This is a genomic window from Streptomyces paradoxus (assembly GCF_014202475.1).
In the GTDB taxonomy this organism is placed as follows: Bacteria; Actinomycetota; Actinomycetes; order Streptomycetales; family Streptomycetaceae; genus Streptomyces; species Streptomyces paradoxus.
In genome coordinates this window covers 121,779-135,075 of the sequence record NZ_JACHGV010000015.1, presented here as the reverse complement: position 1 = coordinate 135,075, position 13,297 = coordinate 121,779, and the positions used below count along the sequence as shown (strand labels likewise).

Sequence of the window (13,297 nt, the reverse complement as noted above, 5' to 3'; positions counted from 1 at the left end):
CGCAACACGACATGAGGCAACACAGCGTATGTCCACAGAACACCGCTACGTATGGCGGCTGGGCCGAAGCCGGCGCGAGCGCGAGCAGATCAAGCTCGGCCTCCCCGCCCAACGGCCCTATCCCAAGCAGCCCGACCCCGAACCGATCGCGGCCTGAGGGCTGTCCAGCCGCGCAGTCCGTACCGCCCGCCGCAGTCGCCCGTCTCACCGCCCATTGCCCCGTGCTCCCTCAGGAGGAGACCCATGCCCGCCCTCTGGAATCCGCCGCCGACCCTCTCAGTGCACCAGCTCGAAGGCCTCCCCGTGATCGGCCACGCACACGGCCCCAAGGACACCGCCCCCTGGTCGACGCGGCCCGGTAACCGAACCCGATACAGCATCCACGCCGTCGACACCGCACAGAGCAAGTTGCTCGTGTCGATCAGCAGCGTCGTCATCGCCGGCGGAGACCTCGAGTACCCGCACCCCCAACGAGGCGTCACCGGCTGGGCTCCCCTCACGCGTTTCGACCTCATCCTCCTCACCCACCTGCGCACCAGCGGCTCGTACGCCGGACACCAGTGCCACCACCACATCCGTGCCTACCCCGAGGCACGGCCCTGCTGGCACTGCAAAGCCCGTCCGCCCGATGCCCAGTGCACGTACTTCACCGTTTCCCAGCCCCACCAGACCAGCCCCGTCGGGGACGCCCGCTAACCCGCCCATCAGGAAAGAAGGAACCATGTCGCACCCCACCCCCTTGTACGCCGACCCGGTCGAGTTCGCCGCGACCCGGCACCGCATGGTCATCAACCTGTCCGGCGGGAAGGACGGACTTGTGGCCGGCCTGATCGCGATGGACGCCGCTCGCCAGGCCGGTGTCGTCGACCGCGTCTGGACCGCCCACGCGAGTCTGGGCCCGATGGAGTGGCCCGCCGTCACCGTGGACGGAGTCCGCTGGCCGAGTGCCAGCGAACTCGCAGCACAGCACAGCCAGGCCCTCGGCGTGCCGCCCGAGCGGCACATCGAGGTCCGGCGCAGCCGTGAAGTCGACGGTGCACGGGTGCCATTCGACCTGCTGACCTTCATCGCGGAGCGAGGCGACTGGCCCTGGCTCGGTCGGGCCCGCACCTGCACCGGCCCGTGGAAGACGAAGATGGTGTACCAGGCGTTCACCCCGCAGGTCCGCGCGCTCAGGAAGGAGACGGACGGCCCGCTGATGTTCGCCAACGTGCTCGGGATGCGGGCTGAGGAAAGCACGGAACGCCGCAACCGGGAGATGTGGCGCCGTACGACCGACAACTCGGCCCGGGTCGTCGACGAGTGGCTACCCGCCCACCAGGTCACCACCGAGGAGGTCTGGGAGCGCACGATCAGTGCCGGGCTTCCCTACCACTGGTGCTACGACTCGTACCCCGGCGCCAAGGACCGGCGTGGTTCCAGTCGCTGTTCGTGCTCGGCCTGCACCCTGGCCAACCACCGTGATCTACTGCTGACCGCCGGGCGCCGCCCGCGGCTCGCCGAGCTGTGCGCGCTGGTCGAACGCGTCCGCCAGGTGCCGTTCAACCCGAACATCACCATGGCCGAGGTCATCGCGCTGTCCCGTCGGCGCGACGCCCCGGACCCTGGCGTCGAGGTTGAGGAGACCGAGGACTTCGAGCGGATGGAGCGCGACGTCCACGCCGCCTTGCGTAAGCCGCCCACATGGGACTCCAAGGCCCGGACCGGGCCGGGCGAGCTCCTGCACAGCGCCGCCGGGTGCGATGGCTGCAGCTGACCACCACACCGGCGCTCACCCCCATCCGGGAGGGATACTCAATGACGATGACTACGACCCAGCGCATCCTCGACCTCGCTGCGGCGGCACCGGCCAGCCACGGCGAGGACCTGGTGCTGCTCCTGAGCGAGGCGAACGAGCTGTACCAGCAGGGTCTTCAGGACCTGCACCTGGATGTGGCAGCACGTCTCGGCGGGCTGGCCACCGCGGATCTGATGCTCGCCGCGGACACCGCCGGCATGCCCTGTGATCCCTCGCAGGACCGCGACGAGGTGATCCTGCTGCTGGCCCTGGTCGAGTGGGAGATGACACCGGCCGCTATGGCGTATGCGGAGATGGCCGAGGCCGCCGCGCGTCGCGGTATCTGCTTGGTCCCCGAGGAGTAGGCCGTGAGCCGTAAGGGCGTCGTCGGGGAAAAACCTTGAGCCGCGGGCTGGACCTCCAACCGAAACTCCTGCCATTATTTGCTTTGTGAGTCGGGCTGGCCGGCTCACTGCTGACAGGACGGACGGTTCTGCCATGACCTCGCGCCGTGAGCCTCGCCTGGCCGACGCTGCCGAGATCGCGGCTGAACAGGGCCTGACACCCGCACGGATCACCGGCCTCTATACCGAGCGTGCTGAGAACGCGGCCGGCGAGACATTCCCCGAGCCTGTCGACAAGCGCGGCCGCGCCCGCCTGTGGGACCACGCGGAGGTCACCAAGTGGTTCGCCCACCGGGCGCCGGCACGGCTCGCTGGACACGCACCGCCCTCCCTCGCCCCGGACACGTTGCTGAACGCGGCGGAGGCCTCGAGGTACCTCGGCTACAAGAACTCCAACCAGGTCACCACCTACATGCGCGACCACCCCGGTTACTTCCCCAAACCGGACGTCGTCGAAGAGAAGGGCACGGCGGAGAACCCTTACCGCCGCCAGCTCTGGAAGGTGCAGACCCTGCAGGAATGGATGGCCAGCCGGCCCGGCCGCGGAAGACGAGCCGGAGCCAAGGAGGCACCGCCTCTGCCCGACGTTCCCGTCGACGGCGATCCCGACGAACTCCTGGGGGCGAGCCAGGCAGCCGCCTTGCTGGGGTACAAGAGCGTTGGCTCCTTCTCCAGCAGCCTGTCCCAGGGCAACCTTCCGCTGCTGAAGACCACCGACGGCGTCGCCGAGAATGCCGGGCGCCAGAACGGCCGTCGGCGGTGGACGCGCCGGCGCATCCTCCAGCAGGCCGCCCAGCGGTCGAGGCAGTAGTACCCGGCGGTGAGCGGACCTCCGCGCACCGCCCCATGAACGCGACATCCGGCTTTGGATGTTGGTCCCTTGCGGGCCGGGTGTCGCACGATGGCCGGCATGGCGTGGCTCGCCACCACGTCCCGCAGCAGCATCCGCTGCTGCGGACCGGCCATCGCCGATCTTCCAAGGGCCGCTTCCGTGTCATCCGTCATGGTCGCCGATGTCCCTGAGCTCGCGCAGTCTCGTGGTCGGGGCCGTGGGCCCCGACCACGAGAGTGTTCTTGGGTCGTGACCTTGGTCGGGGCCCCGTGGTCGGGGTTTGGGTCGGGGGCTGAGGGTTGTCTCCCCTCCATGACTCGTTCCACATCAGGTGTTCCGGCCGCCGAGGTGGCCCCGAGCCCCGCTGAACCGCTGCGTCTGCAGGTCCTGACCGCGCTCGCCCTGCACCGCATGGCCACGACCGGCCAGTTGCGGCTCATGCTGCGGCCAGACAGCTCCCGTCAGCTGCTCTCCCGCGTGCTGAACAAGCTGCGTTCGACCGGCTTCGTCGACCTCACCCCACTGCAGGACTCGGACCGGTCGCGTACGCACGCCTGGTACCTCACCCCAGAAGGGTCGCGTCTGACTCGGGATCTCCCTGTCCTTCGGGGGCGTCCGCCGTACCCCATCACCTCGACAACCGCAGCGTCGCTGAAGACGCCGCACACACTGACCGTCGTACGGTCCCACCTTCCGTTCGCCTCAGACGCCCGCCGGCTCGGGCACGAGCACGGCCCGTGGGACTGGACCCCTGAGGTGGCTCACCCCATCGGTGAGGGCGAGCGGCTCGTTGCCGATGCCGTCATGCACTACACCGTCGTCGACGGCGAGCACCGGCGGAAGTTGCGCGCGTTCGTGGAAGTCGATCGCAGCACCATGAGCAGCGAGCGCCTGGCCGTGAAACTGATCGAGTACGCGCGGCTCTTCCAGTACGAAGCCCAGCCCGTCGGCCGACGCAGGTCCGCCTCCACCGGCCCGGCGTGGCTGCGCTGGTATCCGGTCTTCCCTCGCATCCTCTTCGTACTCACCGGCGCTTCCCGGGCCCGGCTGGGCGACCGGATCAGCGATCTGCAGGCGATGGTCGCTCAGCACCCGCTCGTTGCGGCCCTCGCCCGCGAGGTTCAGCTGGGAGCCGTTGTCCTGGAGGACATCGAGGATCACGGTCCATCCGGGTCGGTGTGGGTGCCTTTGACTGGGGGCGAGCCCCGCCCGTGGACCGACTTGTGAGAGCAGGCTGCCAGCTGCGGTTCTGAGGGCCGACCAGGATGAGCTGCTGAGTGGGCCACCGACGAGAATCTGTGACCTGCGGTTTTCTGCCCTCTCGGCGGTGGAGGTCCCGTGAAGCTCTGGGGAAACTCCCGGACGCTATGACTTGGAACGTGAGCGCAGGGCGGTCGCCGGTTCGCGTGGCTCAGGCCGAATCAAGATAGCAAATGGGAATATTCCGGACAGGAGTCGCGAACAGGAACGTTGAGGAGTCCGGAAAATGACAGTAGCTGGGGAGGCCGACGACGGCAGCGACCCGTTCGTGGTCGACGACACGTCACCTGAGACAGCCGCCGACGACCCACCCTGCGCCTACGCGGCCATGACGCACAGCATGTCGCTGGGAACAGGCGGCTCGAGCCCTGTCAGTCCTGTCCGTACCCCGGACTGTCCGGGGCAAGGGAAGCCAGACCGGTCGGTGTGCTGAGGCCCGTGACATCCCACCGTCTCCTCCAGGTCGTGGGCGGCGCGGGGGTGCGCAGACGGGACTGTCAGCACCCCGACCACGCCGAAGCTGCGTGGTGACCTGCGCAGATATAGAGGACAGCCTGAGGGTTGCGCAACCGCTTGGTTCAAAAAAGTGCGTTCTCTAGTTCAGGCGAGAACTGCACGGGACAATGGAAAGTGGCGAGCCGTCAACCATGGCGGTGGACGTGTGGGGGCGAGGGGGAGCCACTGTGTCGCAGGGCTGGAAGATCACGGTCGTCGTGCTTGCGGTGGTCGGCGTCCTGTCCACACCGCTGGTCTGGCTGTTCGACAGCCCCGGTGCGGGACAGCTGGCCGGGGCCACGGTCCAGGCCGCCGCCGGCATTGCCGCCCTGGTCTGGGCCCTCTTCCAGCGTCCGTCCTCTGCCGGGCCCATAGATAAAGCCGTCCGGACCGGAAAAGCCAGCCGCAGCGGCATCACCGGCATCCGGCGGCCCGGCGGCCGGGGCCGTGGCTCGGCCACAGCCGAGCGGACGGGAGAGGCCAGCGGCAAGAAATCCGTCTCCGGCATCGACTACTCGAACTAGGACCCGCACCTCATGACGAAGGCATCCTCACGCGCGGCACGGGATGAGGAGCCCGAGCCGTCAGTGACCGTGGCGGACACTGGCAACGCCCAGGCCGCCGGCGATGAGACGGCCGTGACCGGCTACCGCGGCCCGGCCCCGGGAAACGGCCTCGAGTCCCCCATCTCGGTAGACCTGTCTCACACCGGGAATGCGACCGCCACCAACGGCGCAACCGCCATCAGCGGCTACGTTCACAATATGACCGTGCAGCGCGCGCCCCGAGAACCGGCCTGCTGGCCGCATCGGGTCGGAGTGATCCCGTCCCAGGCCCGGTCGTTCCAGCACCGCGGGGAGGCGGACCGGCTGCGTGCGGCGGTAGAGGGCGGGGGCACCGCCGTACTGTCCCAGGTGCTGACCGGGATGGGCGGGGTCGGCAAGACCCAACTCGCCGCCGACTACGCCCGCACAGCCTGGGATGAGGGCGCTCTGGACGTCCTGGTCTGGGTCACCGCGAGTGCCCAGCCCGCGGTGGTGAGCGCCTACGCGCAGGCCGGCGTCGAGCTGTGCCGGGCCGACCCCGAGGACCCCGAGCAGGCCGCAAGGCAGTTCCTCGCCTCGCTGGCCCCCCGACCCAAACAGCGGCCGTGCCGGTGGCTGGTCGTCCTCGACGACGTCGCCGACCCCAACGACCTCATCGTCCACGCCGACGATGCCGGCAGCCGCTTCAGCTTATGGCCGCCCGCCAGCCCGCACGGCCGGACCCTGCTCACCACCCGCCGTCGCGACGCCGCCCTGTTCGGAGACGGCCGCAGGCGCATCGAGGTCGGCCTGTTCACCCCTGACGAGTCGCTCGCCCACCTCACCGCCGCCCTGCACGCCCAGGGCCGCAGTGAGCCCGCCGACCAGCTCACCGCCCTCGCCGCCGACCTCGGGCATCTTCCCCTGGCCCTGGCCCAGGCCGCTGCCTATCTCATCGACTCCAGTGAGACCGCCGCCGGCTACCGCACTCTGCTGGCCGACCGCGCCACGAAACTCACCCACCTGGCCCCCGACTCCCTGCCCGACGAGCAGGCCACCGCCCTCGCCGCCGCATGGTCCCTGTCCATCGAACGCGCCGACACGCTGCGCCCTGCCGGCCTGGCCCGGCCCATGCTTCACCTGGCCGCCTTGCTCGACGCCAACGGCATCCCCCAGTCCGTTCTGACCAGTGAGCCGGCCCGCGCCCACCTCGCCGCACACCGCACCGCAACCGGACCCACCCCGGAACCGAATCACGTCTCCCCCAGGGACGCGGTAGGCGCCCTGCGGGCACTGCACCGGCTCAGCCTCATCGACCACCAACCCGACACCCCCCTCCAGGCCGTCCGCATCCACCAGCTCATCCAGCGCGCCACCCGCGACACTCACACCCCCGACCAGCACGACCAGGCCGCGCGCACCGCCGCCGACGCCCTGCTCGCCGCCTGGCCCGACAACGAACGCGACACCGACCTCGCTCTGTCCCTGCGCGCCAACGCCGATGCCCTCATCCGGCATGCCGGGGACGCGCTGTGCCGGCCCGCCGACGGTGCCCATGTGGTGTTGTTTCGCGCCGGAACAAGTTTGGGAGCCACCGGCCAGATCACCGCTGCCGTCGACTACTACAAGCGTCTTGCCGACACCATCCGGCGCAGTCTGGGCGATGATCACCCGGACACCCTGATCGCGCGCCAGAACCTCGGTCAGTGGCGAGGCCAGGAGGGGAACGTCACCGATGCCATCGCCGAACTGGAGGCGGTGCGGGACGACATGGCCTCTGTGTTAGGTGCAGCAAGCATCACCACCCTCACGGCGCGCGCCAACCATGCCTATTGGCGGGGAGAGAACGGGGACGCAGCAGGCGCCGTTGCTGATCTGGAAGTGCTGGTGGAGGAGATGGGCTCGTCACTGGGTCCCAGTCATTCCCACACCCTGACTGTCCGCTACAACCTGGCCCTTTGGCGGATGAGCACGGGGGATGTCACCGGGGCCGTCACCGCGCTGGCACGGCTGATTCAGGAAATGACCGAGGCGCTGGGGCCCGACGACTTCCGTACGCTCCTCGGTCGCGGCACCCTCGCCCGGTGGCGGGGAGAGCAGGGGGAAGCGGCGGAGGCCACTGTCATACTGGAGCAGGTGGCGGAGAGAATGGGACAAGTCCTCGGACCGGACCACCCGCACACCCTCACCACCCGTCAATACCTTGCGATCAACCAGGGGCTGGCGGGAGACGAGGCCGGGGCCACCGTGACCTTTCAGCACCTGCTCACTGATCTTGAACGACTGCGCGACCCCGAGGACCCCTTGCTCCTCACCGTCCAGCGTCAGCTGGCCGACTGCCGGGGAGACGCGGGAGACGCAGCAGGCGCCGTGGACGCATTCCGGAAGATACTCCAGACGACGAAACGGCGGCTTCTCGCTCCAGCCCATCCGGACGTTGTCCTGCTCCGCTACCGCCTTGCCCACTGGCGAGGCATGGCGGGAGACGCAGCCGGAGCCGCCGATGCGTACAAGGAACTTCTGGCCGACCTGCTGCGCGCACTCGACCCCGACCATCCGCACGTCCTCCAGACCCGCACTCAGATTGCTATCTGGCAGGATCAGGCGGGCGATTCAGCCGGAGCCGTCACCGCCCTGCGGGAGGATTTGAGGGATAAGGTCCAGCTATTTGGCCCCGAGCACCTCGAGACCCTCGCCACGCGCGAAAGACTCGCCAACGCGCGGGCTATGGCGGGAGACGCGGCCGGAGCTGCGGACGAACTCGAGGAAATTCTTGCGGCTCGCACGCGCCTGTCCGGCCATGACGCCCCCGATACCCTCGTCACCCGCCGCAACCTGGCCACCTGGCGCGGAAAGGCAGGTGATGTGGCCACCGCCACCGCCGCCTTGCAGGACGTACTGGCGGACTTCGTCCGGGTGCTCGGCCCTCACCACCCCGAGACGCTTGTCACCCAGCACAACTTCGCCACTTCGCGAGGCCGCTCAGGGGATCCTACCGGTGCCGCAACAGCCCTCAAAGGGCTGCTGGAGTCCATGACCGCAGTACACGGCCCCGAGCATCTCCATGTCCTCGCCACACGACGCAGCCTCGCCGAATGGCAGGCAGCAGCAGACCGGGCGAACGGGAGGTGCTGACCCGCTGTTGCAGAGACCTACCCCGCATCGGCTGGGTAGGTCCCTGCACAGATCGTTGGCGGCTGGCTTTCCGGTCCTCGTCCCTACACCCTCACCCTTCATCACTGATGGTTCAACGGTGCCGCTCCAGGGTGAGGACGGCCTTGGTGATTGACGTGATGCGGTTCGGGCTGCAGCGGGCTCGACGGAAGATTCGCCAGGATTTGAGGCGGGCGACTGCTCGTTCGACGGGTACGCGGGCGTCGGACAAGGCCCGGTTGACCGTCTGCTCGATCGTGGTGAGTTCGCCTTGGGGCGGCCGGCGTTTGGGAGTGGTGACCCACTCGCCTGCGCCGATGTAGGCCATGTCGGCGAGGACGGGGACGCCCTGACGTTCACAGATCCTGATGATCTTGTGGGTGCGGGCGGCGGTCAGGTCGTGTGTGCGGCCGGGCAGGACGGGTGAGAGCCACAGCGTGCGACCGGCCGGGTCCGCGATGACCTGCACGTTCACGCCGTGTCGCTTGTGCTTCGTCGAATAGTCCGCGCGCCCGTCGCCGACCCGGTCGCACTCGGCGAGCGTGCCGTCCAGGAGAACGTAGTCGGGGTCTGTCTCGCGTAGGACCTTCAGCAGGCCGGGCGCCTTGTCGGCCAAGTGCTCGACGACGGCGGTGACGTACGCGTGGGCGGTGCCGACGGAGATACGGAAACCCGCGGCGAGTTGTGCCAGGGGGTCGTGCCGGCGCAGGTATGCCAGAGGGATCACCGCAGACGAATCCGAGCGCTGCAACCCGCCAACCGCAGGCAACACCCCGGTGATGTGGCGCGCCCGCTGGTCACCCGTCCCGGCGCCAGACGCGACTGCTCAGCCCGTCGTCATGCCGGGAGGCGGCAAGACGGCTCCGCATCTGGTGTGGGGGCCGGCGACAGTGCGTAGCATGGCATCTGTCTGGCCTGGTATCGGCCGCACACCACGTCCTCTGGCCGATGCGATCTCGCGCCGCATGGCGCGTACGGCACCGGGTGGGACCGTGATCTCGTCGTACAACCCGGCGCGGATGTGGAGTGCGGATGCGCTGAGCCGATGGGGGTTGCGTTTGGTGAGTGCGGCGAAGACGGTGAAGAGGTCGTGCCTGAGGGGCGCCGGACTCAAGTCCCTTTTTCGACGATGGCGGAGTCGAGATTCTCTCGGACCTTGGCCGTGGTCGGGTGGGTTTCGCCCAGCAGTTTCCGGGACTGGGCTAGGGTCTGCTCGAATAGGGGAATGGCCTGGCGCAGGTCGCCGGCGGTCTGATAGGCGCTGGCAAGGTTGTTGCGGCACCTCACGACGTGGGGATGGTCCTTGCCCACCACCCGCGTCAAGTCCCTCGCGGCCTGCTCCAGCAGGCGGACGGCCCGCTGCGGGTCGCCAGCGGCCTGGTAGGCGGTGGCTAGGTTGTTGCGGGAGGTCAGGGTGTGCGGGTGGTCCTTGCCCAGCACGCGCTCGGCGTCCGCGAGTGCCCGCTCGTGCAGCGGGACGGCCCGGTGCAGGTCACCGACTGCCAGGTAGGCCAGTGCGAGGTCGTTGCGGGCGATGACGGTGTGGGGGTGGTTCGTGCCCGACACCTGCACCCGGTCCTTCACCGTCTGCGTCAGCAGAAAGAGGGCCCGTCGCACGTCGCCGACCTCCCGGCAAGCACCGGCGAGGCAGCTGCGGGACGTCAGGGTGTCGGGGTGCTTCTTGCCCAATACCCGCACCCGGTCCTTGACGGTCTGGTCCATCAGGGCAAGCGCGCGACGCAGGTCGCCCGTCGCCAGGCAGGCGTTGGCAAGGTTGTGGCGGCAGGTCAGGGTGTGCGGGTGGTCCTTGCCCAGCACGCGCTCGGCGTCCGCGAGTGCCTGCTCGTGCAGGGGGAGAGCCCGGTGCAGCTCACCGGCCGTCTGGCAGGCGTTGGCGAGGTTGTTGCGGGAGGCGAGGGTGTGCGGGTGGTCGGCACCCAGGACGCGTGTCCGGTCCTCCAGTGTCCGCTCGAACAGGGGGATCGCGCGGCGCAGGTCACCGGCTTCCTGATAGGCGGTGGCGAGGTCGCTGCGGGACATGAAGACGTCGGGGTGGTCTTCGCCCAGCACGCGCACGCGGTCCTTGAGGGTCTGTTCGAACAAGGGGATGGCGCGTGCCGTATCACCGGCGGACCGGTAGATGTAGGCGAGGTTGTTGCGGGAGGTCAGGGTGTCGGGGTGGTCTTCGCCCAGCACCCGAGCCCTGTCCCTCAAGGTCTGTTCCAACAGTGGAACGGCCCGGCTCAGGTCACCGATCGACTCGTACACGTAAGCAAGGTTGTTCCGGAACATGGAGGTATCGGGGTCGTCTTCGCCGTGGATCCGCAGCTGGTCCTCCAGGGCCTGCTCCATGAGCGGAATGGCCCGGCGCAGGTCGCCCGTCGATCGGTAGGCGCCCGCGAGGTTGTTGCGGGCGGTCAGGGTGGCGGGGTGCTTCTTACCCATCACCCGCGCCGCGTCCTTGAAGGTCCGCTCCATGAGGGGGACGGCCCGGCGCAAGTCACCGGCCGACTCGTAGGCCATGGCAAGGTTGTTGCGCACACCCAGGGTGTCGGGGTGGTCCTCACCCAGGATCCTCTCGCTGCTGGCGAGGGCGCGTCGCAGACGCGGCAGGGCGTCGACGACCAGGCCCTGGCTGCGCAGGAACAGGGCGGTCTGGTTGATGACGTCGACGGTCTCGGCGGTGTCCGCGTCCGCGGACCTGCGGCCGATGAGGGCGTCGAAGTGCGGGAGCAGGGCGCGCCAGGCCGGCCAGTTCGCGGGGTCGTCGTGGTCGTCGGGGAAGACGAGGCCGAGGTTGCCGGTGGCCTGCCGGTGGGCTTGGTCGATGAGCTCGGGAGTGCGGTGGGGATCGGCTCCATCGGGAGTGCGGGCCAGAGCCTGGACGACGCGGTGGACGGCCACGGTGTCCGTGGCGGGGTCGAGGGTGATCATGCCGTACTCGTGGAGCAGGCCCAGCGCCGTGGCCCGGGCCACCGGGTCGACGTCCGCGCCCGCCAAGGCGGCGGGGATGTGTTCGGGGGCGTACCAGGCCAGGGCACGCAGGATGTCGGTTGTCGCGGGGTGGAGCGTGTGAAGCCGGTCCAGGGTCAGGCGCCAGACCCGGGAGACCGCTGGCACGGCGGCCAAGTCCGCGCAGCCGTACACCTCGGCGGGATCTGCGGCCAGCAGGCCCAGGTAGTCACGGGGAGTGAGCAGCGGGTTGCGGGCCAGGTAGGCGCCGGCCTGTTCGACGGCCAGCGGAAGGTGGCCGAGTTCCTCGCACAGTGCGGCTGCGCCGTCCAGGTTCCGAGGACCGGTCTGGGTGACTTTGCGGGTGAGGAGGTCGAGGGACTCTTCCGGGCCCAGGGTGTCCAGCCGCACCAGGGGGACGGCGTCGGGCCAGACGTTGGCACGCCGACTGGTGATCAGGAACCGACCGTCGGGGAATTTCCTGATCAGGTCGGCGATGTGAGCGGGGTCGTCGACGTTGTCCAGGACCAGCAGCCAGCCCGGGTGAGTGGCCAGCCACTTCAGCGCGTACTCGGCCAAACCCTTCTGGGTCAGGACGGTATCGAGGACGGGCTGGAGGGCGACGGCCAACGAGGCAAGGCTCTGCCGGATGCCGACGGGACTGTAGGCGGTGATCCACCGGACCGGGGCTCGGCCGTGAGGCCGGGTGGCGGCCCAGTGTGCGGCAAGAGCGCTCTTGCCGATCCCACCCAGCCCGTGCACCGCCTGCACCAACGCCGCACCCGGCGTGCGCAGCGCCGCATCCAGCCGATCCAGCTCCGTCTCGCGTCCGACGAAGACCTCAGGCCGGTACGGCAGGTTGTCGATCCCCGCGGGGGCATCGACCTCCGCGGGCTCGCGCAGCGCTCCGGCGGGCAGGTGCACGGCGTTGTAGATGCCGCTTACGGCGGTCCCACCGTTGACGGCTACGGCGTCTCCGGTGCCACGTGCCTCCTGCCACGTGATCCCCGCCCCTGACGCAGCCGGACCCGTGCCGCCGCCCTCGGTCCCCTGTTCCGCACTGCCGGTCGCCGGCTGCGGGGTGCTACGCGAGCCGGCTGCCGGGCCGTTCTTCTTTCCGCGCCGTTTACCCATGACCACTTCCTCTCCGACCGCCGTCGATCAACCGCAGCAGTGCGGTGCCGTGCGCCTACTGAATCTCGACACCGCTGACCGCCGTGGAGCCCGGGCCGTCAGCTTCGGCGTCCCCGGTGTCCGCTGCCCGTGCCGGACCGACGGCTGCGGTCCCGACACGGCGTACCCCGCTGACTGCCGTCCCGCCGGCACGAGCAGTGGCACTGCCCGTCCTCTCAGCGGTGTCACCGACGCAAGCAGCCACATATGCCGTCAGCTCGCGCAGTTGCTCGGCAGCCCGCTCCTGCCCGGAAGCGTCGAGTCCTTCCAGCAGCACTTCGAACCGCCCCTGCCACAGCGTCTCCTGCCGCATGCGCTCCGCGCCCCGGTCTCCGTTGGCACCCGAGCCGAGGACCATGGCGGTCCGCTCCAGGCGGCGCAGTTCGGCTTCCTCGTCCGCCGTGTCACCGCGGCCGATGAGACCCGCCACCAGCTGCCGCACCGAATGCCACGCGTCGGTACCGGCGGCTTGGACCACCGCGCCCCCACCGGCTACCGCCAATGCGGCCAACTCATCCAACACCCCTCGCCCCCTCACGGATACGGCCGACCGGCAGCCCCCTCGACCACCGCGCCCGGCACACCATAGGCCCCCGAAAGACACGCGGGCGGGAGAACGGCCACGGCCGGCAACCCGCGTCCACACTCGGCGCCAACTCGGTGCTGGACCGGTCATCGATCGATCCCCATCGGCCAGGCTTCGCCACCGTGCAGCAATGGATGTGCG

The 13,297-nt window shown here is 69.4% G+C and carries 10 protein-coding genes and 1 pseudogene; 8 read left to right on the top strand and 3 right to left on the bottom strand.

Annotated features, from left to right (window positions below; translation table 11 throughout):
• Window positions 1–28 precede the first annotated feature (28 nt).
• The 8 genes from HNR57_RS40440 (at window position 29) to fxsT (ending at window position 8,427) form a co-directional block, all read left to right on the top strand.
• Complete coding sequence (locus HNR57_RS40440; protein WP_281403935.1) at window positions 29–157, top strand: hypothetical protein; 129 nt, start codon at window positions 29–31, stop codon at window positions 155–157.
• Between the two features lie 86 nt (window positions 158–243).
• The gene (locus HNR57_RS34655) at window positions 244–696 is read left to right on the top strand and encodes a hypothetical protein (RefSeq protein WP_184566526.1); all 453 of its coding nucleotides are present in this window, start codon (window positions 244–246) and stop codon (window positions 694–696) included.
• 25 nt (window positions 697–721) lie between these two features.
• Window positions 722–1,756 carry an adenine nucleotide alpha hydrolase family protein gene (locus HNR57_RS34650; RefSeq protein ID WP_184566524.1) on the top strand — a complete coding sequence of 345 codons (1,035 nt, stop codon included), beginning with the start codon at window positions 722–724 and terminating at the stop codon, window positions 1,754–1,756.
• A 47-nt stretch (window positions 1,757–1,803) separates the two neighbouring features.
• Window positions 1,804–2,142, top strand: coding sequence for a hypothetical protein (locus tag HNR57_RS34645; RefSeq protein WP_246555237.1), 339 nt, complete (start codon window positions 1,804–1,806; stop codon window positions 2,140–2,142).
• A 133-nt stretch (window positions 2,143–2,275) separates the two neighbouring features.
• On the top strand, window positions 2,276–2,992 hold the full coding sequence (locus HNR57_RS34640) for a hypothetical protein (protein WP_184566521.1): 717 nt from the start codon (window positions 2,276–2,278) through the stop codon (window positions 2,990–2,992).
• Window positions 2,993–3,325: 333 nt separating this feature from the next.
• Entirely contained in the window at window positions 3,326–4,240 is a 915-nt protein-coding gene (locus HNR57_RS34635; RefSeq protein WP_184566520.1) for a replication-relaxation family protein, read from the top strand.
• Window positions 4,241–4,956: 716 nt separating this feature from the next.
• Window positions 4,957–5,292 carry a hypothetical protein gene (locus tag HNR57_RS34630; protein ID WP_313675595.1) on the top strand — a complete coding sequence of 112 codons (336 nt, stop codon included), beginning with the start codon at window positions 4,957–4,959 and terminating at the stop codon, window positions 5,290–5,292.
• Window positions 5,293–5,304: 12 nt separating this feature from the next.
• Window positions 5,305–8,427 (top strand): FxSxx-COOH system tetratricopeptide repeat protein, encoded by a 3,123-nt coding sequence (gene fxsT / locus HNR57_RS34625; RefSeq protein WP_184566518.1) that lies wholly within the window; start codon window positions 5,305–5,307, stop codon window positions 8,425–8,427.
• A gap of 112 nt (window positions 8,428–8,539) precedes the next feature.
• Here the strand turns inward: fxsT and HNR57_RS34620 are convergent.
• The 3 genes and pseudogenes from HNR57_RS34620 to HNR57_RS34610 form a co-directional block, all read right to left on the bottom strand.
• A pseudogene (locus HNR57_RS34620) lies at window positions 8,540–9,166 on the bottom strand (transposase); the annotation flags it as partial.
• A gap of 389 nt (window positions 9,167–9,555) precedes the next feature.
• Complete coding sequence (locus HNR57_RS34615; protein WP_184566517.1) at window positions 9,556–12,531, bottom strand: tetratricopeptide repeat protein; 2,976 nt, start codon at window positions 12,529–12,531, stop codon at window positions 9,556–9,558.
• A gap of 55 nt (window positions 12,532–12,586) precedes the next feature.
• On the bottom strand, window positions 12,587–13,093 hold the full coding sequence (locus tag HNR57_RS34610) for a hypothetical protein (protein ID WP_184566516.1): 507 nt from the start codon (window positions 13,091–13,093) through the stop codon (window positions 12,587–12,589).
• Window positions 13,094–13,297: the final 204 nt, after the last annotated feature.